The sequence below is a fragment of the Actinomyces sp. oral taxon 448 str. F0400 genome (genome assembly GCF_000220835.1).
GTDB lineage: Bacteria > Actinomycetota > Actinomycetes > Actinomycetales > Actinomycetaceae > Actinomyces.
In genome coordinates this window covers 1,178,724-1,201,393 of sequence record NZ_GL985606.1, presented here as the reverse complement: position 1 = coordinate 1,201,393, position 22,670 = coordinate 1,178,724, and the positions used below count along the sequence as shown (strand labels likewise).

Here is a 22,670-nt window from a genome sequence, read left to right as displayed (position 1 = left end):
CGATCCGGCTCCTTCGAGCGATATCTGACCGCTCAGTGATTAAGAGTACTCCTTCTCGAAGCGTTCCTCGAGGGCTTCGAGCGAGTCGTACTTCGTCTCGGGCACCCACCGCATGTAGAAGATGAGCGAACCGACGTTGACCAGGCAGAAGATGAGGTAGGTCAGCGACCCTCCCAGCCTCTCCATCATGATCGGGAAGACCCAGGCGACGATGGCGTTGGCGACCCACAGGGCTCCAACCGCCAGACCCATGGCCGTCCCGCGGATCTTGGCGGGGAAGATCTCGGCGACGAGCACCCAGGTGACCGTGCCCGACTGCTTGGCGAAGACGAACAGACTCACGATGATCAGCACGAGGAAGGGCGCGAAGGCCGGCGCCCCCGAGATATTGCCGTCCGCGTCCTGGTGGGGCTGGATGAGGAAGAAGAACACGGCGGCCAGCAGCCCCAGGGAGATCACGATCGAGGACTCCTGGTAGATGCCCACGTGACGGCGGGCGAACCGGGTGACCAGCCACAGGCCCACCGCCGATCCGATGAAGGACACGCCTCCGGAGACGACGTTGAGCGAGATCGCATCGCTCATGGGCAGGCCCGCGGCCGCCAGGACCTTGGGCGTGTAGTACATGGCCGTGTTGATGCCGGTGAACTGATCGGCCAGCCCCAGGATGACGCCGATGATGAGCAGACGACGAGTCCACCTGGTGCCCCAGATCTGGGATAGCTCCCATTCCTCCTGATTGGCCTCCTTGCGCTGGATCTCCAGCATCTCATCGACCTCGTCGGCGATGGAGCCGTCCTTGGCCTCATCGCGCACCCGTTTGAGGGACCCGATGGCCTCGGGAATCCGAAGGTTGGCCACGTACCAGCGGGAGGACTCGGGCATGAGCCGGATTCCGATCCACAGGGCGATGGCGGGCAGCGACGCCAGAACCAGCATGTAGCGCCACGTCATGCCGTTGCCGCCGGTGACGGTCGACAGATCGATGACGTTCCTGACCACGTCCCACTGCTGCTCCTCGCCACCGGCGACCCTGACGGCGGGACCGCCGTGGTGCTGAGCGAGGGCGGCGTTCATCGAGTAGGCGAGGAACTGGCCGAAGACGATCATCATCTGGTCGACCGCGACCAGCGTGCCCCTGATGCGCTTGGGGGCGGTTTCGCCCAGGAACACCGGGACGGTGGCACTGGCACCGCCGACGGCGAAGCCGAGAACGATCCGGAAGAAATAGAGGACCCAGATGTTCGGGGAGAAGGTGCAGCCGAGCGCGCCGAAGAAGAAGACCATCGCCAGCATGGTGATGTTGTGCCGGCGCCCGTACCTGTCGGAGAGCTTGCCGCCCGAGGAGGCGCCGATCGCGGCGCCCACGCACAGAAAGGTTCCGACCAGGCCCTCCTCCCAGGTCGTCAAGGCGAGGCCGCCCGCGGCACGGGGCAGGTGCATGTAGGGCAGGGCGCCGGAGATGACTCCGGTGTCGTAGCCGAAGAGCAGGGAGCCGAGCGTGGCGACCAGGGCGATGAGACCCAGTGAGCGCCTCCTGCCCGATGGCGGAGTGGTGTCGACCAGCTCCTGGATCTTGTCGCGGCTGTAGTCGATCGCCGCGACGGGGGATGTGGACATGGACATTCCTCCTCAAGGTGCCCGCCGCCGTCGGCGGGGCATGTCGGATTCAGGCGCCGAACTCGGCGGTGAGCCGCTCAAGGGCGGCCTTGTTGTAATCGTCGGCGTACTCGTGCCACCCGAAGACGCACACGGACGCCACTCCGTCGAAGTCGACGTCCCGCAGGGTCGAGAAGACCTCGTCCCAGGGGACCTCGCCCTGTCCGATGGCATTGTGCTGGTGAACAGTCACGTCGGCGCCGGGCGGGTTGACGATGTACCGGTTGCCGTCATTGGCCCGGTGGTTGAAGGTGTCGGAGACATGCACCTCGCGGAGCTTGCCGACCGCCGCGGCGCTGCGAATCATGCGTCCGGCGTCGCCCGCGCCATCGGAGAGGTGGAAAGTGTGCGGACAGCAGTACTCGTACCCCACCCACTCCTCGTCCACCGAGCGCACGAGTTCCAGCGCGCGATCGTGCAGCTCGACGTAATCGTACGGATGAGCCTCCATCGCCAGGCGGATCCCGTACCTCTCAAAGTCCGGGGTCAGCTCCTCGATCGACCGGTACCACTGCTGCTCGCAGCGGTCGGGGCGGTTGCGGTCCCCGGAGAACTCCGAGACGATGTCGCGCACGTCGAGGGCGTCGGCGAGCTGGAGCAGGCGCCGCCAGTTGCGCACTTGGGCCGCTCGCTCGGCCTCGTCCGGCGAGGACCAATTGAACACGGGGTTGAGGGTGCGGATCTTCACCCCCGTATCGCGCTCCGCCCCCTTGAGCTCTTCGATGAAGGCGCGATCCGCCTTGGGGTAATGGTGCCACAAGTGGAACTCGTTATTGGGTGACAGCTCCACGTAGCGGAAGCCGAGCTCCGCGGCTTTGCGCAGGGTGTCGGCCGTCGACATGGTCATGTAGTACATGTTGGGGTCGAGGGCGATGTCGACCATGGGGTCTCCTCTCAGAACGCCGACGTCGGCGTCGGCGGGATTTCGTCCGCGAGCAGGCCGGGGCGCGCCGCCCCGATCGGGCCCCGTGGGCCCGAGGCCCTCGCGCCAGCTGCTCAGTGGGGCGCGACGGCGATGTCGACTCTCCTTCAGGCGTAGAAGGCCGGCTTGTCGATGAGTGCGACATCGATCATCGGCGAGGAGCCGTCCTCGTGAGACTTCACCGCCGCGTCGACAACGGCCGTGGCCGCGTAGCCGTCCCAGCAGGTCGAGCCGGTGTGCTCGTCGCGGGCAACAGCATTGATCCACTCCTGGACCTCGCGGTTGAAGGCCGTCTGGAAGCGGTCGATGTGCGACCGGCACATGGCGTTGCGGTCACCGTACCGGTCCCGGATGTGGATCCTCTCCTGGTCGCCCAGGCGCACTGCCGCCGTCTCCAGTACGAGCTCGCACTCGATGGAGTAGGCCCACTGGAGGTTGACGTTGACCTCGTCATCGATGCGCACGCCCGACTCGGTGTAGGCCACGACGACGATCGGGTCGATGAGGTGGCCGAAGCGATGCGTCGTCGACTTCGGACGGTCGACCCGGACCTTGACGATCTCCTCGCCGAGCAGCCAGCGCATGGTGTCGAACTCGTGGATGGCCGTGTCGTCGATGGCCATGCGCGAGGTGTAGCTCTCCGGCACCGAGGGGTTGCGGTGGCGGTTGTGAACGAGCAGGGCCTGACCGTGCTCGCCGGCGTCGTAGATCGCCTTCATGTCGTTGTACGCGGGGTCGAAGCGGCGCATGAAGCCGACGGTGACCAGCTTCTTGCCGGCCCTGCGCTCGGCGTCCATGATCGCGATGCAGTCCTCGGCCGTGGTGGCCAGGGGCTTCTCGCACAGGACGTACGTACCGGCCTCGATGGCCTTGATGACGTCGGGGGCGTGGACCCTGCCGAAGGTCGCGATGATCACGGCGTCGACGTCGGGATCGTTCACGAGCTCGTCGGAAGTGTCGTAGACCTTGGCCCCGTACGGCTCAGCGGCCGAAACGGCGGCGGCGTGGTCGATGTCGGCGACGGCAACGACCTCGCCGCCCGACACCTCGCCCGTGATACGGGCGAGGTGGGCGCGGCCCATGCCGCCGGCGCCGACGAGTCCTATGCGAACACTCATGTGTCTCTCCTCCTTGAGTGACTGAACGAATAGCTGAACGATGGGGTGGAGTACAGATCAGGCCAGGCCCAGGCCGCATTCGGCGAGATAGGTGCGCATGTTGATGGCATTGGGCTTGGGGAAGGACGGGTCGCAGGGATAGCAGTCCTGCTCGCAGATGGCGTAGATGGGCTTGTCGAGTTCGGCCAGGGCGTCGACGAAGGCGTGCATCTCCGGCAGGCCGGCCGGCGGGCAGACCGAGGCGCCCTTGGTCACCGCCTCGCCGAAGGGCCAATCCTTCTCATGGGCCTGGCGGGTGATCGCCTCGTCGAAGGCCTTAATGTGGACGTAGGTGATGCGCTCGGGGTACTTCCTGCACAGCTCGACGGGGTCGCCGCCGCCGTAGACGACGTGCCCGGAGTCGAGGCAGAGGTTGACGTACGTCGGGTCGGTGGCGTCGAAAATGCGGGCGATCTCCTCCGGCGTCTCGATGTGGGAGTCGCCGTGCGGGTGGAGGACCATCTTGAGCCCGTACTCATCCAGGAGTATCCGCCCCAGGACGTTGGCGTGCTCGACGTAGAGCTTCCAGGCGTCGTCGCTCAGCACGCGGTCATCGGTCCACTCCCAGGTCTTGTCGTCGCGGTAGAGCGGGGGGCAGGTGGACGATGTACTCGGCGCCGACGGCGGCATGGGTCTCGGCGATGGCGCGGAAGGACTCGAGTGTCGTCTCCCAGGCCTCCTGCTTGTGGAGGACGCCCCAGCCGGTGCCTGCGACGACGCGCACTCCGTACTCGTCGCACCACTTCTGGAGCTCTTCGGGGTCGGTCGGGAAGTAGCCGTAAGGGCCGGTCTCGATGACCTCGAAGCCGGCCTCGGCCATCTCCCGCCATGCCCGGCGGGGCTCCATCTGCTTGGAATCGTCGGGGAACCAGACGCCCCACTGGTCGGGGCACACGCCGATGGTCAGTTTGGAGTACTTCGGATCGGATGCGTTGACGGCCTTGGACATCGTTGTCGCTCCTCATCGGTTGCCCATCCGAATCGTTTCGGACGTGGCTCCAGAATAACGAACATATCCTCAACGCACCAGATCTTTGTATGGACAAATTCATCTGATCTTCAGTCGCCTCGGTGCCGGGTGAGCCCAGCGGGCCCGACGGCGGTGGACCGCGCGCGGTCCACCGCCGTCGGGCCCGCGGACGTTCACAGGTAGTGGCGCTGCGGTCGACGCTCCTGGAGATAGCGCTCGTAGGCCTCCTGCGTCGACTCCAGACGGGAGACTTCTGAGACCGCCACGTCCCACCAGGAGGAAGACGGCGGGTTGGGACCGTACAAGTCGGTCTCGATGTGGATCATCGCGGCCTCATCACCGGCATGCGCCCGGGCGTAGGCCTGCCTGAACTCCTCGATGCTGGAGACCCGGTAGACCGTGAGCCCCCAGGACTCGGCGTTGGCGGCGATGTCAACGCCCCTGACCGGCTCGGTGTCCTCCAGGTGGGAGCCGATGCCGCGCTGACGGTACGTGGTGCCGAAGCGCTGGGAACCGTGAGACTCCGAGAGCGCTCCGATGGAGCAGAAGCCGTAGTTCTGCAGGAGTACGTAGATGACCTTGATGTTCTCCTGGACGACCGTGGCCAGCTCCATGGGCAGCATCTGGTAGGTCCCGTCCCCGACGATGGATACGACCTCGGACTCCGGTCGGGCGAGCTTGCAGCCCAGGCCGGCGGGGATCTCGTAGCCCATGCAGGAGAAGGCGTACTCCACGTGGTACTGGACGGGGGTTCTGGCCCGCCACAGCGCCTGCAGGTCTCCGGGCATGGAGCCGGCGGCGTTGATGACAATGTCGTCCGCACCCATGAGTTCGTTGAGCGCGCCGAAGACCTCCGTCTGGGCCGGCAGCGGACCGTGCCCCAGGTGGTAGCAGTGGTCGGTGGTCGCGAACCAGGATTCGCGCTCGGCCGCGATCTCGCGGGAGTAGTCGTCGCTGACGCGGTATCCGTCCAGGGCCGCGTTCAAAGCGGTCAGGCCCTCGCGCGCGTCGGCCACGACCATCTGCGCGCTCTCCTTGGCCGCGTCGAAGGGCGTGATGTTGATGTTGACGAAGCGCACATCCGGGTTCTTGAACTGGGTCTTGGAGGCGGTGGTGAAATCCGAGTACCGGGTGCCGACGCCGATGACCAGGTCGGCCCTGTCGGCGATGTGGTTGCCCGAATCCCCGCCGGTGGAGCCCACCGCCCCGATGGAGCAGGGATGATCGTCGTTGATGGCCCCCTTGCCAGCCTGGGTGTCGGCCACCGGGATACCGGTGGCGGTGGCGAGAGCGCGCAGCTGGTCGCAGGCCTCGGAGTAGATGGTGCCGCCCCCGGAGATGATCATAGGGCGCTCGGCCGCCCTGATGAGGGCGACGGCGCGCTCCAGGGCGGCGGGCTCGGGGAGCGGACGGCGCACGTGCCACACGCGTCTGCGGAAGAACTCGACCGGCCAGTCATGAGCCTCGGCCTGGACATCCTGGGGCATGGCGATGACGACGGCGCCGGTCTCGGCGGGGTCGGTGAGCACACGCATGGCGTTCAGAAGCGAGGGGATGAGCTGCTCAGGGCGGTTGATCCGGTCGAAGAAGCGCGCCACGGGGCGGAAGCAGTCGTTGACGGTCAGGTCGAGGGTGGTGGGGTCCTCGACCTGCTGGAGCACCGGGTCCGGGACGCGGGTGGCGAACTGGTCGGAGGGGAGCAGGAGGACCGGGACCCGGTTGGTGGTGGCCAGGGCCGCGCCGGTGACCATGTTGAGGGCACCGGGACCGATCGAAGTGGTCACCATGTAGGTCGACATGCGATTGCGCACCCTGGCGAAGGCCGCGGCGGCGTGGACCGCGCCCTGCTCGTTGCGGGGCATGATGTAGGGCATCGCGCCCTCGCCCTCGACGGGAGCGATCTCGTTCTGCAGCAGAGCCTGACCGATGCCGGCCACGTTGCCGTGCCCGAAGATGCCGAAAGCGCCCTCGATGAGGCGGTGCTCGACGCCGTCGCGCTCGGAGTACTGGTTGGACAGGAAGCGGATGGTCGCCTGAGCGACCGTCAGACGGATGGTGCCCGCATAGGCTTCGTTGCTCACGGTGCGTGCTCTTCTCTGATGGGATCGGATGGGGTCAGTGGGCCATGGGAAGGCGGGGGTCGGGCCTCTGGCCCTCCCACGTGCCGCGAATCCAGTGATGGGCCGGGTCGTCGGGGGCCAGCCACACGAGGTCCTCCTCAGGGCCGGCCATGACGTTGAGGTAGTACATGTCGTAGCCGGGGGCGGCCACGCACGGGCCGTGATAGCCGTGGGGCACGAGGGCGACGTCGCCGTCGTGGACCTCGACGCACAGGTCGATCGGCCGCTCTGGATCAGAGGCGTAGGTTCGATGAAGACCGAACCCAGGTCCGCCGGTGGGCGATGGGGCGATCTCGAAGTAGTAGATCTCCTCGAGCTCGCGCTCGACCTCACTGAACTCCTCGTGCTTATGAGCCGGGTAGGACGACCAGTTGCCCCCCGGGGTCAGCACCTCGGTGACAAGCAGGTGGGAGGTCTCCACATCGTTGTTGAGAGCGTAGTTGTTGACCTGTCGGGAGCAGTCCCCGGCGCCGCGGATGGTTACTCCGACCCGCTCGCGGCCGAAGCGGCGCACCGGCAGGTCCCGTTCGGCGACGGCGGAGGGAAGGGCGAAACGGCCGCCGCCCTCGGAGGTCACGGTGCATACCGTGTTCCGAGGCACGTACAGGTAGTCGGTGATCTGGGTGAAGACGCTGTCGCGTCCCGCGAGGTCGTAGGACCGGTCACCGGCCTCGATGCGGCACCCGCCCGCCAGGGGCAGGACGAGGAGCTCGGTCCCACCGGTCTCCAGGCGCACGGACTCCCCCGCCGCGAGCACCGCGACGCGCAGACCGGAGAAATCCCAGCCCGCGTCGGCGGCGGAGATATCGACGCTCAGGCGGTCGTGGCCGGTAGTACCGGCGGGAACGTGGATGTCAAGTGTCATGAGAGCAGTCCTACTGTGTTGTCGACGGCCCCGGCGACGTCGTCGTCGGGCGGGAAGAGAAGGGAACGGCCGATGACCAGTCCCCTGACGGTGGGCAGGGCCAGTGCCCTGGCCCAGGAGGCTCGGGCGGCCTCGGGATCCTCGGCGACGGCTCCGCCGAGGATGAGCGTCGGCAGTGTCGAGGCTGCCATGACGCGTTCGACGTCATCGACGGCGGGCAGCTTAAGCCAGGTGTAGGCGCTCGTGCGCCCCAGCCCGGAGGCAATGGCCATAGAGGTGATGATGGCGTCAGCGGACAGGTCGTTGACGATCCGCCCACCGACCCTCCTCGAGATGAAGGGCTCGACCATGGCCATGACTCGGCGCCCGGCGAGGTCGTCGATCGCGTGGGCGCAGGAGGCGATAGTGCCGACCGTTCTGGGGTCCTCGTAGTCGACGCGCAGGAGCATCTTCCCCCCGTCGAGGCCGGCATCCACGACCCCGCGGGCGTCGTAGCCGGTGAAGCGGTCGTCCATTTCGAAGGCCGCGCCCGCCAGGCCGCCGCGGTTCATGGAGCCGTAGACGAGTTTGCCGTTCAGGGCCCCCAGCAGCGCCAGATCCTCGATGAGGTCGGCAGTGCCCAGGAAGCCGTTGACTCCCGGCCGCTCCAGGGCGGTGACGCACCGCGCCAGCACTTCCTCGCGCGACGCCATCGCCAACGGATCGCCGCCGGCGGCCAGTGCGCCGCGAGCCGGATGATCGCAAGCGATGATCATGAGCTTCCCATCGCCGGCCGGCGCAATTCCGCGGGGCCGGTCGGCGAGCGCCCGGGCGATGCGCTCGGGATGATGGACGCGGGTCTCGATAATGGCGTCCGTCAGAGGCGTGGCGCCCATGTCACAGATCTTCCAGATCCGAGGCGACGTCGTCGCGGTGGGCGCGCATGAGAGCGAGGAGCTCGGGCTCGGCGGGCATCGCGGTGGAGCATTCCAGGCGCGAGGAGACGATCGCCCCGGCGGTGGAGGCCGCGAAGATCGTCTTGGCCAGCGACCACCCCGACAGCAGGCCGTGGCAGACGGCGCCGCCGAAGGCGTCCCCGGCACCGAGGCCGTTCTTGGTCGTCACCGGGGTCACGGGCATTGCGACGCGCTCGTCGCGGGTTTTGGCCAGGGTTCCGCGCAGACCCTGCTTGACAATGGCGAGCTCGACGCCCGTCTCCAGCAGGGCGTCCGCGGCGCGCTCGGGCTCGCTCTCCCCCACCGCGATCCGGCACTCCTCCCGGTTGCCGATCGCGACCGTCGTCTTGGGCAGAACGCGGGCCACGGCCTCGTGGGCGGCGGCCTCGTCGGGCCAGAACATGGCGCGGTAGTCCAGATCGATAATGGTGTGCCGCCTGCGCTCGCGCGCGTCCAGGGCCGCGGCATGGGCGCTGCGCGAGGGCTCCTTGCTCAGACCCGTGGCCGAGATCCAGAAGATGCGCGCCTCGCGCACGGCCTCGGAGGGGATGTCCTGCTCGGTCAGCTCGAGATCGGGCGCCGAGGGCTCGCGGTAGAAGTAGAGGGGGAAGTCGTCGGGCGGGAAGATCTCGCAGAAGGTGACCGGTGTGTTGAAGGCCGGCTTGGTGACGACGTAATCGTCGTGGACGCCGAGGCGGCGCATCTCGGCCCGCACAAAGCGGCCGAAGGGATCGTCGCCCACCCCGGTGACGACGGCGGAGCGGTGGCGATACCTGGCCGTCGCGACGGCCACGTTCGTCGGGCTGCCGCCGAGGAACTTGCCGAAGGACTCCACGTCCTCCAGCCCCACCCCCGTCTGGAGCGGGTAGATGTCGATGCCGCAGCGCCCGATGGTCAGGACGTCGAGCGGTGGAGTCAGGAAGGATGAGGTCACGATGATGGTCCCTTCCACGTCATCGGGGCGGGTGTGCCGCGAGCTCGGGCCGAGCCGCTGCCAACAGCGTGCACCACCAGCCCAATCCCGTCAAGAGATTTGTCCGAACAAATCATCAGCTCACACTCCCCGCTGCGGTCATGCGCATCGCCTCGGGCCGATTGGACCGTGCAATGTATCATGAGGCCGCCTTGTCGCCACCAGAGAAACTCCATGTCCACTACACCGTTCCACCCCAAGATCACCGTCGACCGCACGAGCGACGTCCCGCTCTACAGCCAGATCGCCGAGGCGCTGGCCACCCTCATCCTCGACGGCACTCTGGCGCCCGGCACTCGGATCGAGGACGAGGTCTCCATGGCCCGGCGCCTGGAGGTGTCGCGTCCGACCGCCAGACAGGCGCTCCAGCGCCTGGTCGATCGCGGGCTCATCTCGCGCCGTCGCGGGGCCGGGACCGTCGTGACCTCCCCACACGTGCGCAGGCCGATGGAGCTGTCCAGTCTCCTGGCCGATCTGACCAAGAGCGGCCACGTCGTGTCGACAATGATCCTGGAGCACTCCACCCACCCGGCGGATGAAGAGGAGGCGGCGCGTCTCGAGGTCGATCCCGGCACGAACGTGACGAAAATCAAACGCGTGCGCCACGCCGACGGTGAGCCGATCGCCCTCATGGAGAACCTCCTGCCCGCGTCGATCGCCCCGACGCACAACGATCTCGAGCACGAGGGCCTCTACGACCTGCTGCGCGTACGCGGCGTCGTACCGGTGACGGCCGCCCAGACCATCGGCGCGCGCAATGCGACGGCGGCGGAGGCCCAGGTTCTGGGCGAGAAGCGCCGCGCCGCCCTGCTGACGGTCACCCGCACGGCCTACGACGCCTCGGGCGCCGTCGTCGAGTACGGCACCCACGTCTACCGCGCTTCCCGGTACTCCTTCGAGACGACGCTCTTCAACGCGTAGGTCGGCTGCTCGCCGAACGGCCAGCAGAATTTGTATGGACAAAATATTGACATTCGCGTCGCTCATCACTTGAATGGGCCCAACGGGCCGCACTCGGCGAGGACGCCTCCCGCGGCCGCACATCCCCATGGAGCACGCTGATGAGCATCGAATACACACCAGGCCCTCTCCTCACGGCCTCACGCACCACGCCGACCGCCCTGTGGAACGACTCCGCGGACCCCGACGAGCTCCGCCAGTCCATTTCCTTCGGCGGCGTCGGCGCCACCTGCAATCCGGCGATCGCCTACACCTGCATCAACCAGCGCAAGGACATCTGGCTGCCCAGAATCGCCGAGCTGGCCGAGGAGATGCCCGCGGCCACCGAGTCCGAGATCGGCTGGCAGGTGGTCCGCGAGCTGAGCATCAGGGCCGCGGGACTCCTGGAGCCGATCTTCGACGAGCAGCACGGGCGCAACGGGAGGCTGTCCATCCAGACAGATCCGCGCCTGGCCCGCGACTCCGGGGCGCTGGCCGACCAGGCCGAGGAGTTCTCGAAGCTGGCGAAGAACATCATCGTCAAGATTCCCGCCACCTCCACGGGAATCGAGGCGATCGAGGAGGCCACCTACCGGGGCGTATCGGTCAACGTGACGGTCTCCTTCTCCGTCCCTCAGGCCATCACCGCCGGCGAGGCCATCGAACGCGGCCTCAAGCGCCGCGAGGCCGCGGGCGAGGACGTCTCCACCATGGGTCCGGTGGTCACCCTTATGGGCGGCCGCCTGGACGACTGGATCAAGATCGTCGCCAGACGCGACAACCTCTTCCTCGACCCCGGCCACCTGGAGTGGGCGGGTGTGGCCGCCCTCAAGCGCGCCTACCGGGAGTTCCAGAACCGCGGCCTGCGCGCACGCGTCCTGTCGGCCGCCTTCCGCAATGTCATGCACTGGTCCGAACTGGTCGGCGGAGACCTCGTCGTCTCACCGCCCTTTGCGTGGCAGAAACTCATCAACAACTCCGGCTATACGGTCGAGCCCCGAATCGACGTTCCCGTGGCCTCCGAGATCATGGAGACGCTGCGCTCCATCCCCGAGTTCGTGCGCGCCTACGAGCCCGACGGCATGACACCGGCGGAATTCGACTCCTTCGGCGCCACGCGGCGCACCCTGCGCGGCTTCCTGGCGGCCGACGCCGATCTCGATGCCCTCGTCCGCGACGTGATCATGCCCCAGCCGTAAGACCACGCCCCCGACCCTCCTGATGTCCCGGTCGAGGCGAGTCCTCGGCCGGGACATCGGAATTCTTCTCTTCGGGTCGGGTGCTGATACGCGTCACCGCCCGTCTGGGCACGAGGCGCCGCCAGTCAACCGCCCCCACCGATCCAGCACCCCTCGCCACAAGGAAGTTCTGACATGCTGAATATCGCCGTCATCGGCGCTGGCCGTATCGGCCACGTCCACGCCAAGACCATCATCGCCCACCCCGATGCCGCCCTGGCCCTCGTATGCGACCCCGTCGGCGACGCCGCCCGGACCCTCGCCGATCAATACGGAACCCGGGCGTGCGAGCGAGCCGAGGACGTCTTCGCCGATCCCGGGATCGACGCCGTCATCATCGGCTCCCCCACTGCGCTGCACATCCCCCACCTGCTGGCCGCCGCCGAAGCCGGCAAAGCCGTCTTGTGCGAGAAGCCGATCGCCCTGGACATGAAGGACGTCGAGGCGGCCCGCGCTGAACTCGACGCGGTGAAGTCCCCGGTCATGTTCGGCTTCAACCGTCGCTTCGACCCGTCCTTCGCGGCCATGCGCGCCGCGGTCGAGAACGGTCGGGTGGGCGAGCTCGAGCAGCTGACCATCATCAGCCGGGACCCCGCGGCCCCGCCGGTGGACTACATCAAGGTCTCCGGCGGAATCTTCCGCGACATGACGATCCACGACTTCGACACCGCTCGCTTCTTCCTGGGCGAGATCACCGAGGTCTACGCCGCCGGCCAGAACCTGGATCCGGCGATCGAGGAGGCCGGGGACTTCGACGCCGCCGTCGTCACGCTCAAGGCGGCCTGCGGCGCGGTGGCCACGATCATCAATAACCGCCACTGCTCCTCCGGCTACGATCAGCGTCTGGAGGCATCAGGGCGCGACGGCGCACTGCTGGCCGAGAACATCCGCTCCACGACGGTGCGCCTGTCCAACGCCGAGGTCACCGACGCCCAGGAGCCCTACCTCGATTTCTTCCTCGAGCGCTACGCCGACGCCTACCGGCTGGAACTGTCGGCCTTCATCGAGGCCGTCGAGACCGGCGCCCCGACTCCGACGGGCGTCGACGACGCCGTCAAGGCTCTGGCCCTGGCCGAGGCGGCCACCGAGTCCGCCCGCACCGGCAGGCCTGTCGCCGTCGCCTGACGGGCCGGCGACGGCGGGCGGGAGTCATCGTCGATCTCCGCCCGCCGACGAGCCGCGCACGTCGAGCCGAGGCTCGAGGGTGTCCACGGCGGCGCACAGCCCGTCGACCAGCTCGGCCTGAAAGGCCTGCCCCACGATGCAGCCGACCTCGATGAGGCCGGTGCGGACGGCGGGGCCGCGCCGCCGACCCCGCCGTCCGGCCGCCTCGCCCCGGAACGCTCACGACAGCATTGACAGGTCAAAGTCCATGACACACACTGGGGGCGCATCGTCATTCACGCGCGTTAACAATACAGCCGCCGCACTGTCGAAGAGGACAATGATGAGCACCCCCGATGTTCTTTCCGTCGGCGTCATCGGTGCCGGTATGGCCGGCACCACCCACGCCAACGCCTGGCGACAGGCGGGCACGGTCTTCGATCTCGGTCTTCCCAGGGTCCGCCTGCGCACCATCGCCGACGCCCACCCGCCCTTAGCCGAGGACGCCGCGCAGCGCTACGGCTATGAGCAGGCCGTCGACGACTGGCGCAAGGTCGCCGAGGATCCCGAGGTCGATATCGTCTCGATCGTCGTCGGCAACGCCCTGCACCGCGAGATCGCCGAGACCATGATCCGCGCGGGCAAGCACGTCCTATGCGAGAAGCCGCTCGCCGACACCCTGGAGTCCGCTCGCGCCATGGCCGCGGCCGAGAAGGAGGCCGACGTCGTCACCGCCGTCGGCTTCACCTACCGCCGCAACCCTGCCGTCGCCGAGCTCGCCGACCTCGTCGCCGGAGGACACCTCGGAGAGATCAACCACGTCGACGGCCGCTACTGGTGCGACTACGGCGTCGACCCGTCCACTCCCATGGCCTGGCGCTACAAGGGCCCTATGGGCTCAGGAGCCCTGAGCGACGTCGGCAGCCATCTCATCGACACCGCCGAGACCATCTGCGGCCCCATCGTCAGCGTATCGGGCGCCGCCATGATGACCTCCATCGCCGAGCGCCCGGTCGCCACCGAGCACGTCACCCGCGGCACCACCCTCGACGCAGGGACCGATCGGGCGACCATCTCCTACGAAAAGGTCGAGAATGACGACATCGCCACCTTCACGGCGCGTTTCGCCTCCGGCGCCGTGGGCACCTTCTCCTGCTCGCGCGTGGCCTGGGGATTGCCGAACTCGCTCATGATCGATGTCCTGGGCACCAGGGGGCGGGCCTCGTGGGACCTGGCCCGATGCGGCGAGATCAAGATCGACGACGCCAACTCCCCCGCCGACCTGGGCGGAGCCCGCCGCGTCCTGGTCAACCCCTCCTTCCCCTACTTCGCCCGCGGCTCCTCCATGGCCTTCGACGGAGTCGGCCTGACCCAGATCGAGCAGTTCACCTACCAGGCCCACGCCTTCCTCCAGCAGATCGCGGGTGCGAACAGCGAAGACGCCCTGCCGCCGTGCGCCACCTTCGCCGACGGATACCGCGAGATGCTCATCGCGGACGCCGTGGCCCGCTCCGCCGCTGCGAACGGAACCGTCATCGACGTCTGCGGACTCGGCGAGTGAATCCGGCCCGCGCTCGACCCGCGCGCGGGCCCCGACCGACCGCCGTCGTAGAACGATCACCGCTCACATCAGAAAACGAAGGAATCCACTCATGGCACTCACCTACGGCGCCTACACCGCCTGCCTCCAGGATCGCTCTCTGCCCGAGGCCCTCGATGTCCTCACGGCCGCCGGCCTGACCGGCGCGGAGGTCAATGTCGGCGGCTTCATCCCCTCTCCCCACTGCCCCGTCGACTCCCTGCTCACCTCGGTGACCGCCCGCGAGGACTACCTGGGAATCTTCGAGACGCGGGGCATGGTCCTCTCCGGCCTCAACACCTCGGGCAACCCCACCTCCCCCCTGCCCAACGAGGGCCTCAAGCACGCCGAGGACATCCGAACCGCCATCCGCCTGGCGGGCCTGCTCGATGTCAAGGAGATCGTCACCATGTCCGGGACCCCGGGCACCGATCCGACGGCGACGTATCCCACCTGGGTCGTCAACCCGTGGAACGGCATCGACATGGAGATCCTCGACTACCAGTGGTCCGTCGTGGTCCCCTTCTTCAAGGAGATCGACGCTCTGGCCCGAGACAATGACGTTCGAGTCTGCCTCGAACTGCACCCGCGCAACCTGATCTTCAACGTCCCGGCCTTCGAGCGCCTCATCGAGGAGACCGGAGCGACGAACCTGCGCGTCAACATGGACCCCTCCCACCTGTTCTGGCAGCAGATGGAGCCCATCGTCGCCGCCAGGCGACTGGGCGCCCTGGTGGGCCATGTCCATGCCAAGGACACCAGAATTCTCCCCGGCGCGGCCTACCGCGGGGTCCTGGACACTGACTTCGGCCACGTCCCCGCCGAGGCCGAGGACAAGACCCCCGTGGCCTACGGCTACTGGTGCAATTCGTGGCCCCAGGATCCGGCCTGGCGCTTCGTCGCCTTCGGACTGGGTCACGACACCGACTACTGGGCGCAGTTCCTGCGCGTTATCGCCGAGGTAGACCCGGACATGAATGTCAATATCGAGCACGAGGACGCCGAGTACGGCAACGTGGAGGGGCTGGAGATCTCCGCGAAGAATCTGCTCGAGGCCGCCCGCCGGCTGTGAGACCGTACCCGGTCCCGGCCGGCCTTCGGGACCGGAACACGCCGGACGGGAGGCGACGAGGAGGACGAGCGGCGCATCTCGGCCGAAGAAGATCATCCCTTGACGGCGCCGGCCGTGAGGCCGGCGATGACCTGCTTCTGGAAAACGGCGTAGATGATCAGCTGGGGCAGCAGGACGAGGGTCGCGGCGGCCATCATACCGCCGTAGTCGGCCACGTACTGGCCCTGGAATTTCGAAACGGCCAGGGACAGGGTCGCCATGTCGGAGTCGTTGATGAGGATTGACACGAACGGGAACTCGTTGAACACGTAAACGATATTGAAAATGAAGATCGTCGCGATGACGGGCCTCATGACCGGGAGAACGACCGACCAGCACAACCGTGTCAGACCGGTGCCGTCCATGATCGCGGCCTCCTCCAGCTCGTCGGGGAACTCTTTGAGAAACCCGGTGAAGAGCAGGGTGTTGAATGGGATCGTCACGGCGACGTACGGGAGGATGAGGGAGGCCCAGGTGCCGAACAGCCCCATGGCGAGAACAATTCGGTAGATCGGGAACAGAAGGATGTAGACGGGGACCGCGAGGCCCGCCAGGAGGTAGAGTCTCAGCGCCGACTGGAATCGGCGGCGGCGGAACACCATGCGGGTGAGCGCGAACGCCGACATGAAAGAGATCACCGCACCGACCGTCACGGACACCACTGCTACGAAGATGGTATTGGCGTACATGCGCGCCAGGGGCAGCATTTCAAGAGCACGGCGGTAATTGTCCGTCGTCAGCGCATCGAGGGAGAACGGGGAGGACAGAATCCGGTCTCTCGGCTGGAACGACAGCAGGATGATCCATAGAATAGGCAGAATGATGAGGAAGGTGACGAGGTAGGCGGCACCACCCGCGACGACGGCGGTGCGACGTCCCCGACGGCGACGAGGAGATGCGGTGTTCGCGATGCTCATGCGTTACTCCTGCTGCGATTGAGAACAAGGTTGACGATCGAGATCGCCGCGCCGAGGACGAAGATGATGACGGCGATCGCCATTCCCGGACCGTACTTCTGGTTCGTGAAAGTAACGAAGTACATGTAGCTGACCAGTGTCTCGGAACGGTGCACCGGACCGCCGCCGGTCAGCTGGTACACGAGTTCGAAAATCTTGAAAACGTTGGTGATGACGAGAACGAGGACGATCCCGAAGGTCTCTCGCATCATCGGAATAACGACGTGCCGCTGCCGCTGCCAGAAGCTCGCACCATCGATCTGACTGGCCTCGATGACCTCGTGGGGCAGCTGCTGGAGGCCAGCGTAGAAAATCGTCATCGTAAAGCCGACCGTCGACCAGATGAACACCATAGCAATGGAGTACGGCGACAGCGTGTCTCCTCCGATCCACTCGACCGAGGGCAGCCCCAGAAGGGACAGGAGACGGTTCACCAGCCCGATGCTCGGATCCAGGATGAAAACCCAGATAAGGCCGACGAGAATGGGTGCGATGATCGCCGGAGCGAAGACGAGCGCCCGGAGAGCACCGACGGCGGGGAGCCTCCTATCGAGCAGGAGGGCCAAGCCGAAGGACAGGGGGATGACCACGACCACTGCGACGACGAGAATGACGATCGTATTGCGCAAGGCGGTCCAGAAGAACGGGTCGTCGGCAAGACGTGAATAATTCTCGACGCCGACGAACCGGGCCTCGCCGAATCCGGCGAAGTCACTCAGGCTGATACGCAGCGCGTACAGCACGGGGTAGGCGATGAAGGCAGTGAAGAACACGAGCGCCGGCAGCAGCATGATCGTGATCTTCCAGCGAGAGCTGATCCAGGACATGGTGAGGTGCCATCTCTTCCGTGAGAGGCGGCGGGCCGAGCGCGAGTCGGCCCGCCGCCGAGTGTCACTCGGACTCGATGCTGGACTGGACGAGGTCCAGGGCGTCGGAGGGGGTCATCTGCCCCTGGATGACGCCGTAGATCGAGTCGTACATGCTGTTGGCCACCGAGGTCGATACGAGAAGGTCGGGCTGGGCCGGCGGGCTGGTGACCCCGTCCGCGGTCGCCGCCGCCAAGGCCGCCTTGAGCGCCGTCTGCTCATCCGAGATGGTGGGGGTGTAGGACGTGACCGGGGGCTGTCCGTTGTCCGCCATGAGCTGCTGGGCCTCATCGCTGTAGTAGTAGCCGAGGAAGGCCTTGAGCGCCGTGAGCTTCCCCTCATCCTTGCCGACCTTGTGATCGACCGAGAAGGGGGCGGAGGGGACGTTCATGATGATGTTCTGATCACCGACGCCGTCGGAGAACTCGGGGCCCTTCCAGAAGTCGATCGTTCCGGCGATGTCCGATGCCTGGATGGCGCCGGCGGCCCACACGCCCGCGTCCAGCATGGCGGCCCTGCCATTGACGAACGAGTCGACGGCCTGCTGATAGGTCTGCGTGGACACGTTGGAAGCGAAGGCGCCGGCATCTCGAAGCTCGTCGATGTGCTGATAGCAACGCCGGAAATCGTCATTGGTGTACGTGTCGGAGCCATCGAGGATGCCCGCGATGCGCTCGTCGAAGCCGAAACGGGATAGCCATGTAAGGAAGGACCACACCGAGAACGAGGACTGATTCGCCCCGTCGGAGATGGTGGTCACACCGGCGGCGGCGAAGGTGCGAGTGACGTCCAGGAGCTCGTCGAAGGTCGTCGGAATGGCGACGCCGTGCTCTTCGAAGAGCGCCGTGTTGCACCACAGGCCGGTGAGGAGGGACTGATAGGGGACGCCGTAGAGCCGTCCGGCGTCGTTCGTGAAACTCTCGATCGTGGACGATGCGATCCGATCGGTGATGCCCAGCTCGTCGACGATCGGCCCGAGGTCGAGAAGAATTCCGGAGGAGGACATCTGCTCAGCGGTGTGCTGATAGATCCAGAAGATGTCCGGCAGGGTGTCCGACTGCGCGGCGATCGACAAGCTCTGGAGGTGCTCCGCCACGGCCTGTCCGGACACGTCGATACTGACCTCGGGATGGGCCGCAGCGAAACCTTGGAGAATTGCCCATGTCGCCGGGTCGGCGGACTCGACATCGGGGTTCTGAGTCGATAGGGCGAGGGTCTGCGCTCCTGATGATCCCGACCCGCCTGAGCCGCAGGCCGACACCATGGCGACCGACGCCGCCGCGGCGAATGAACCGAGGACGAAGGAGCGGCGGGGAAGGGGCGTGGAGCCGATGAGGGAGGACACGGAACATCTCCTTTGATGTGTGACGCGACCATAATGTATCGAAACGTTTGCGCGTCGATGCCCACACGGTAGACGTCCCCGCATGCCCTGTCAAGCAGCCGACCTCAGGCGCGCCAGTCCTGCGTCGACTCCCTCCAATCGATGCTCTGGTGGAGGCGGATCGTCCGCGCCGCCAGGCACTCCTCGCCCGCCTCCTCGATCCGGGGCAGCAGCAGGTCCACCGCGGTTCTCCCCATCTCGAAGGCCGGCTGAACAACGGTCGTGATGGACGGCGAGAACAGATCGTTGTGCGCAAAGCCGTCGAAGGTCGCGAAGGCGAGGTCCTCGGGAGTCCGCACCCCCATCTCCTTCATGACCGACAAAGACGTGACCGCCAGCGGCGTCGAGCCCGCGACGATACAGGTCGGGGCGCCCTCGGCGGCGAGAAGCGCCCGCAGACGCTGCGCCAGCCCCCTGGCGTCCCGGCCCTCCAGAACGGCGCACCGCTTGAGCTCACCGGCGGACAGCGCGTCGACGAAGCCCTGTCTGCGCTCGAGAAGTGTCGGCACCCTCGTGTCCCCGGCCACGAGCACGATCCGTTCATGACCGTCTTCCTTGAGGCGCCCGACGAGCAGCGCCATCACCTCGCGGTTGTCCACCCCCACCTGGTCGACGTCGGCGTCGGCACGCAAACGATCGAGCAGGACCAGGCGGGGCGATCCGGCGGCGAGATAGGCGTCCAGGTCATCCGACGACGAGCCGCACCTGGCGAGGATGAGGCCGTCGACCCTCCGCTCGACCAGCGATCTCACGGCCCGCAGCTCACGCTCCGCGTCCTCGGCGGAGTTGGCGAGCAGAAGCGTGATCCCGTGCTCCGCCACCGCATGCTCGACGCCGTGCACCATCTCGGTGAAGGCCGGCTCACCGGCGTCCGAGACGACGAGGCCGACGCTGTCGGTCCGCGACCGCCTGAGGGCCCGGGCGAGCGTGTCCTGCCGGTAGCCGGTCGCATCGATGGCGTCGAGCACGCGTCGCTTAGTGCCGGCCCCGACATGCCGCGTCCCGTTGACGACGTGAGAGACCGTCGACAGCGAGACGCCTGCCATCCGCGCAACCTGAACCATCGTGACCATGAGGACCTTCTTCGTCGTTGAGGAGGGGCGGCCGTCCCGCGCACCAGGGCCGCCGCCGGGGCGGACGAGCACAGGCTTGCACCGCTTCGATGAGATGCGTACCATCACCCTACACGACGCGCAAACGTTTCGATACGCATTGATGCGCAGGGACAGGCATCGTGGCCTGGAATGAAAGGAACCCTCATGTCTCAGACGACGGCGCGAGCGGGTCTGCTCGACGACCTCACCCGCGCCCGCGACGCCCGCAGCGGTCGGTGCTCGAGCTTCGACCAGACCGGACGCAATCAGGACAACTGGCTGATCATGCCCGGGGAGAAACGCACCCTCGCCGATATCGAGGGCCCGGGCGCCATCACTCACATCTGGATGACTCAATGCTGTCGTCTTCAGCCGGGCCCGAGTCAGATCCCGCCGGCGGCCGTCGGCGTCCCGATGCTCGAGATCCACAACGCGCTCGGCGTCAACTGGGAGGTCGTTGACCCCGACTACTACCGCAAAATCGTGCTCACGATCTACTGGGACGATCAGGACACACCGAGTGTCATCGCCCCGCTCGGGGACTTCTTCGGCCTCATGAACTCCCTGTCCGGTTCCTTCGACTCCCTTCCTCTATCCGTGTCCGCCAAGGAACCCGAGCTGCACACATTCGGCGGCAGTGCCGCCTTCAACTCCTACTTCCGAATGCCCTTCGGCAGGCGGGCGCGCATTGTCGTCGAGAACCAGAACGACGTCCCCTACCTCCAGTACTTCTACATCGACTACGAGCTCCTGCCCGAGCCGCTCGACGACGACACCCTGTACTTCCACGCCCACTGGCGCCGCGCAATGCCCAACGCCGGGTGGGGGCCGAACCTGCAGGCGAACAGCATCGAGACGACCATCCCCAATCTCGACGGCAAGAACAACTACGTCGCCCTGCAGACCCGGGGGCGAGGGCACTACGTCGGCCTGACCCTGGCCGTCCGCCACTTCCAGGGCTCCTGGTGGGGCGAGGGCGATGACATGATCTTCATCGACGACGACACCTGGCCCCCGAGCCTTCACGGCACCGGGATGGAGGACTACCTCGGCCACGCGTGGGGCATGCAGCACAACGCCTACCTATTCAACGGGACCATCGTCCACGAGGAGGACGTCCCGGGATTCCACCACTCCTATCGATTCCACATGGTCGATCCCATCCGCTTCTCGAAGGGCATCCGGGTCACCTTCGAGCACGGGCACGGCAACCACCTGTCCGATGACTGGTCGTCAACCGCGTACTGGTACCAGACGCTTCCCTCCCCCGTCCTCACCATTCCCGACGTCGGCCGGCGCCTGCCACTGCGGCCCGTCGAGCAGGTCGTCGAGGCGACTGCGCCCGAGCTGACGGCCGAGCAGAAGCAGGCCCGCGAGGCGGCTGCACGCCGGATGGAGGAGTTCGTCCGGCGCAGGGACGCCCTGCGCGATGAGCGCCGCGTCCTCGTCGACGCCTGGGAGCGGGGCAATGCGGAGCAGGCGCGGAATCTGCGCCGTCGCTACGACGCCGGGAGGCGATGATGCGCCCCCTCATCCATCTCACCGCGCCGTCGGGCTGGATCAACGACCCCCATGCGATCACCGTCCGCGACGGCGTCCATCATCTGTTCCACCAGTACGTGCCGGACTCCCTCGTCCACGACCCGGCCTGTCGGTGGGGCCACGCGGTCAGCCCCGACCTCATGCACTGGGAGCACCGTCCCGTCGCCATCGAGCCGGGGGACGGGGACGACGGCATCTGGACGGGCAGCCTCGCCCAGGCGGACGACGGGCCCGTCATCCTGTACACCTCGGTGCGCAGCGCCGACTACGGCATGGGGCGGGTCCGACGGGCCGTCCCGGTCGACGACCGGTGGGACCAATGGGTCAAGGAGGAGATCGTCGCCCAGGCCCCTGAGGACCTGGATCTCATCGCGTACCGCGATCCATTCGTCATGCGCGAGAAGGACGGATGGAGGTTCTTCATCGGCGCAGGTTCTCGCGACGGACATGCGATGGCGCTGACCTACACCTCCCGGAACCTGCACGAGTGGACCTACGACGGCGTCACAGCCGAACGCGCGACCACGCAGACCGAGCCCGTCTGGACGGGGCGGCTGTGGGAGTGTCCCCAGTTCGTCGATGTCGACGGCATCTGGGCGATGATCAGCTCCGTCTGGGACGACGACGTCCTGCACTACGCCGCATACGGCCTGGGCCGCTATGACGGGGGGAGGTTCTCGGCAACGTCCTGGGGCCGATTGAGCCACGGCAACTCGTACTACGCCCCTTCCGTCTTCCGCGACGCCGAGGGCAGGCCCTCCCTCATGTTCTGGATGCGGGAGGTCATGGACGCCGAGCAGGGGTGGGCCGGCTGCCTCAGCGTGCCGCACAGGCTCGTCGCGACCGACGACGGCCGTCTCGGCACCATCCTCCACCCGCAGATTCGAAGGCGATTCGGCCCCGGCGACCCCTCGGACGCCGCCAGACGACCGGTGCTGCTGTCATGGCGCCCCTCGAACGGCAGCGTCCTGCACCTGGGCGAGGGGGCCCGCCTCAACCGCCATGGGAAAGTTCTGACGCTGAGGCTCGGCAGCGGCGCGCCCCGCTCGATGCCCTTTCGGGGAGGGGCGGTCGAGGTCCTTCTCGACGGTCCTGCGCTGGAGGTGTTCAGCGCGGGGGACGTCCTCGGGTCGCCGATCCCTCCAGTCGACGGCGTCGGAGTCGAGGGCGGGCGCCTCACCGCTTCGGCCTACGAGGGGGGCGAGTACGAATGAATTCCCCGGCCTCACGGGGCGGCGCGCGAATCCCCCGCCGGC

20 protein-coding genes are annotated in these 22,670 nt (G+C 67.0%); 7 read left to right on the top strand and 13 right to left on the bottom strand.

Features of this window, described 5'->3' with window-relative positions:
* Nucleotides 1-39: 39 nt before the first annotated feature.
* The 9 genes from HMPREF9062_RS05110 to iolC form a co-directional block, all read right to left on the bottom strand.
* Nucleotides 40-1,620 carry a sugar porter family MFS transporter gene (locus HMPREF9062_RS05110; RefSeq protein ID WP_034254742.1) on the bottom strand — a complete coding sequence of 527 codons (1,581 nt, stop codon included), beginning with the start codon at nt 1,618-1,620 and terminating at the stop codon, nt 40-42.
* 49 nt (nt 1,621-1,669) lie between these two features.
* The gene (locus HMPREF9062_RS05105; protein ID WP_009748987.1) at nt 1,670-2,542 is read right to left on the bottom strand and encodes a sugar phosphate isomerase/epimerase family protein; all 873 of its coding nucleotides are present in this window, start codon (nt 2,540-2,542) and stop codon (nt 1,670-1,672) included.
* A 146-nt stretch (nt 2,543-2,688) separates the two neighbouring features.
* Entirely contained in the window at nt 2,689-3,699 is a 1,011-nt protein-coding gene (locus HMPREF9062_RS05100; protein ID WP_009748986.1) for a Gfo/Idh/MocA family oxidoreductase, read from the bottom strand.
* Nucleotides 3,700-3,756: 57 nt separating this feature from the next.
* Complete coding sequence (locus HMPREF9062_RS13555; protein WP_009748985.1) at nt 3,757-4,284, bottom strand: sugar phosphate isomerase/epimerase family protein; 528 nt, start codon at nt 4,282-4,284, stop codon at nt 3,757-3,759.
* Nucleotides 4,285-4,288: 4 nt separating this feature from the next.
* Entirely contained in the window at nt 4,289-4,687 is a 399-nt protein-coding gene (locus HMPREF9062_RS13550; RefSeq protein ID WP_009748984.1) for a sugar phosphate isomerase/epimerase family protein, read from the bottom strand.
* Nucleotides 4,688-4,881: 194 nt separating this feature from the next.
* Nucleotides 4,882-6,789, bottom strand: a complete 1,908-nt coding sequence (gene iolD, locus HMPREF9062_RS05090; RefSeq protein WP_009748983.1) for a 3D-(3,5/4)-trihydroxycyclohexane-1,2-dione acylhydrolase (decyclizing) — start codon at nt 6,787-6,789, stop codon at nt 4,882-4,884.
* Nucleotides 6,790-6,823: 34 nt separating this feature from the next.
* Nucleotides 6,824-7,693, bottom strand: coding sequence for a 5-deoxy-glucuronate isomerase (gene iolB, locus HMPREF9062_RS05085; RefSeq protein ID WP_009748982.1), 870 nt, complete (start codon nt 7,691-7,693; stop codon nt 6,824-6,826).
* A complete protein-coding gene (locus HMPREF9062_RS05080) occupies nt 7,690-8,568 on the bottom strand; it encodes a Cgl0159 family (beta/alpha)8-fold protein (RefSeq protein WP_009748981.1) in 879 nt (292 codons plus the stop codon). Before HMPREF9062_RS05080 ends, iolB begins: the two co-directional genes overlap by 4 nt.
* 1 nt (nt 8,569) lies before the next feature.
* Nucleotides 8,570-9,562 carry a 5-dehydro-2-deoxygluconokinase gene (gene iolC, locus HMPREF9062_RS05075; protein WP_034254741.1) on the bottom strand — a complete coding sequence of 331 codons (993 nt, stop codon included), beginning with the start codon at nt 9,560-9,562 and terminating at the stop codon, nt 8,570-8,572.
* A gap of 213 nt (nt 9,563-9,775) precedes the next feature.
* Between iolC and HMPREF9062_RS05070 the strand changes: the two genes are divergently transcribed.
* The 5 genes from HMPREF9062_RS05070 to HMPREF9062_RS05050 all read left to right on the top strand — a co-directional run bounded on the left by HMPREF9062_RS05070 (nt 9,776) and on the right by HMPREF9062_RS05050 (nt 15,533).
* On the top strand, nt 9,776-10,522 hold the full coding sequence (locus tag HMPREF9062_RS05070; RefSeq protein ID WP_009748979.1) for a GntR family transcriptional regulator: 747 nt from the start codon (nt 9,776-9,778) through the stop codon (nt 10,520-10,522).
* A gap of 140 nt (nt 10,523-10,662) precedes the next feature.
* Nucleotides 10,663-11,739 (top strand): transaldolase family protein, encoded by a 1,077-nt coding sequence (locus HMPREF9062_RS05065; protein ID WP_009748978.1) that lies wholly within the window; start codon nt 10,663-10,665, stop codon nt 11,737-11,739.
* Between the two features lie 174 nt (nt 11,740-11,913).
* Nucleotides 11,914-12,903 carry an inositol 2-dehydrogenase gene (gene iolG / locus HMPREF9062_RS05060; RefSeq protein ID WP_009748977.1) on the top strand — a complete coding sequence of 330 codons (990 nt, stop codon included), beginning with the start codon at nt 11,914-11,916 and terminating at the stop codon, nt 12,901-12,903.
* 319 nt (nt 12,904-13,222) lie between these two features.
* Entirely contained in the window at nt 13,223-14,443 is a 1,221-nt protein-coding gene (locus HMPREF9062_RS05055) for a Gfo/Idh/MocA family protein (protein WP_009748976.1), read from the top strand.
* Between the two features lie 91 nt (nt 14,444-14,534).
* Nucleotides 14,535-15,533, top strand: a complete 999-nt coding sequence (locus HMPREF9062_RS05050; protein ID WP_009748975.1) for a sugar phosphate isomerase/epimerase family protein — start codon at nt 14,535-14,537, stop codon at nt 15,531-15,533.
* A gap of 92 nt (nt 15,534-15,625) precedes the next feature.
* Here the strand turns inward: HMPREF9062_RS05050 and HMPREF9062_RS05045 are convergent, their stop codons facing one another.
* The 4 genes from HMPREF9062_RS05045 to HMPREF9062_RS05030 all read right to left on the bottom strand — a co-directional run bounded on the left by HMPREF9062_RS05045 (nt 15,626) and on the right by HMPREF9062_RS05030 (nt 19,851).
* Nucleotides 15,626-16,489 (bottom strand): carbohydrate ABC transporter permease, encoded by an 864-nt coding sequence (locus tag HMPREF9062_RS05045; protein WP_009748974.1) that lies wholly within the window; start codon nt 16,487-16,489, stop codon nt 15,626-15,628.
* Nucleotides 16,486-17,355 (bottom strand): carbohydrate ABC transporter permease, encoded by an 870-nt coding sequence (locus tag HMPREF9062_RS05040; protein ID WP_009748973.1) that lies wholly within the window; start codon nt 17,353-17,355, stop codon nt 16,486-16,488. The genes HMPREF9062_RS05045 and HMPREF9062_RS05040 overlap by 4 nt, the downstream gene beginning before the upstream one ends.
* A gap of 64 nt (nt 17,356-17,419) precedes the next feature.
* The gene (locus tag HMPREF9062_RS05035) at nt 17,420-18,739 is read right to left on the bottom strand and encodes an ABC transporter substrate-binding protein (protein ID WP_009748972.1); all 1,320 of its coding nucleotides are present in this window, start codon (nt 18,737-18,739) and stop codon (nt 17,420-17,422) included.
* 104 nt (nt 18,740-18,843) lie between these two features.
* Complete coding sequence (locus HMPREF9062_RS05030) at nt 18,844-19,851, bottom strand: LacI family DNA-binding transcriptional regulator (RefSeq protein ID WP_034253778.1); 1,008 nt, start codon at nt 19,849-19,851, stop codon at nt 18,844-18,846.
* A 186-nt stretch (nt 19,852-20,037) separates the two neighbouring features.
* Here HMPREF9062_RS05030 and HMPREF9062_RS05025 point away from each other — a divergent pair, with 186 nt between their 5' ends.
* Both HMPREF9062_RS05025 and HMPREF9062_RS05020 read left to right on the top strand, forming a co-directional pair.
* Nucleotides 20,038-21,393 carry a glycoside hydrolase family 172 protein gene (locus HMPREF9062_RS05025; protein ID WP_009748970.1) on the top strand — a complete coding sequence of 452 codons (1,356 nt, stop codon included), beginning with the start codon at nt 20,038-20,040 and terminating at the stop codon, nt 21,391-21,393.
* The gene (locus HMPREF9062_RS05020) at nt 21,393-22,628 is read left to right on the top strand and encodes a glycoside hydrolase family 32 protein (RefSeq protein WP_156789974.1); all 1,236 of its coding nucleotides are present in this window, start codon (nt 21,393-21,395) and stop codon (nt 22,626-22,628) included. Before HMPREF9062_RS05025 ends, HMPREF9062_RS05020 begins: the two co-directional genes overlap by 1 nt.
* Nucleotides 22,629-22,670 lie beyond the last annotated feature (42 nt).

Excerpts from the sequence above, each read along its gene's own strand:
- HMPREF9062_RS13550 (WP_009748984.1), bottom strand. The coding sequence starts at position 4,687 with ATGTCCAAGGCCGTCAACGCATCCGATCCGAAGTACTCCAAACTGACC.
- HMPREF9062_RS05020 (WP_156789974.1), top strand. The coding sequence starts at position 21,393 with ATGCGCCCCCTCATCCATCTCACCGCGCCGTCGGGCTGGATCAACGAC.
- HMPREF9062_RS05025 (WP_009748970.1), top strand. The coding sequence starts at position 20,038 with ATGTCTCAGACGACGGCGCGAGCGGGTCTGCTCGACGACCTCACCCGC.
- HMPREF9062_RS05030 (WP_034253778.1), bottom strand. The coding sequence starts at position 19,851 with ATGGTCACGATGGTTCAGGTTGCGCGGATGGCAGGCGTCTCGCTGTCG.
- HMPREF9062_RS05045 (WP_009748974.1), bottom strand. The coding sequence starts at position 16,489 with ATGAGCATCGCGAACACCGCATCTCCTCGTCGCCGTCGGGGACGTCGC.
- HMPREF9062_RS05105 (WP_009748987.1), bottom strand. The coding sequence starts at position 2,542 with ATGGTCGACATCGCCCTCGACCCCAACATGTACTACATGACCATGTCG.
- HMPREF9062_RS05070 (WP_009748979.1), top strand. The coding sequence starts at position 9,776 with ATGTCCACTACACCGTTCCACCCCAAGATCACCGTCGACCGCACGAGC.
- HMPREF9062_RS05040 (WP_009748973.1), bottom strand. The coding sequence starts at position 17,355 with ATGTCCTGGATCAGCTCTCGCTGGAAGATCACGATCATGCTGCTGCCG.
- iolB (WP_009748982.1), bottom strand. The coding sequence starts at position 7,693 with ATGACACTTGACATCCACGTTCCCGCCGGTACTACCGGCCACGACCGC.
- HMPREF9062_RS05050 (WP_009748975.1), top strand. The coding sequence starts at position 14,535 with ATGGCACTCACCTACGGCGCCTACACCGCCTGCCTCCAGGATCGCTCT.
- HMPREF9062_RS05055 (WP_009748976.1), top strand. The coding sequence starts at position 13,223 with ATGATGAGCACCCCCGATGTTCTTTCCGTCGGCGTCATCGGTGCCGGT.
- iolG (WP_009748977.1), top strand. The coding sequence starts at position 11,914 with ATGCTGAATATCGCCGTCATCGGCGCTGGCCGTATCGGCCACGTCCAC.
- HMPREF9062_RS05100 (WP_009748986.1), bottom strand. The coding sequence starts at position 3,699 with ATGAGTGTTCGCATAGGACTCGTCGGCGCCGGCGGCATGGGCCGCGCC.
- HMPREF9062_RS05110 (WP_034254742.1), bottom strand. The coding sequence starts at position 1,620 with ATGTCCACATCCCCCGTCGCGGCGATCGACTACAGCCGCGACAAGATC.
- HMPREF9062_RS05065 (WP_009748978.1), top strand. The coding sequence starts at position 10,663 with ATGAGCATCGAATACACACCAGGCCCTCTCCTCACGGCCTCACGCACC.
- HMPREF9062_RS05080 (WP_009748981.1), bottom strand. The coding sequence starts at position 8,568 with ATGGGCGCCACGCCTCTGACGGACGCCATTATCGAGACCCGCGTCCAT.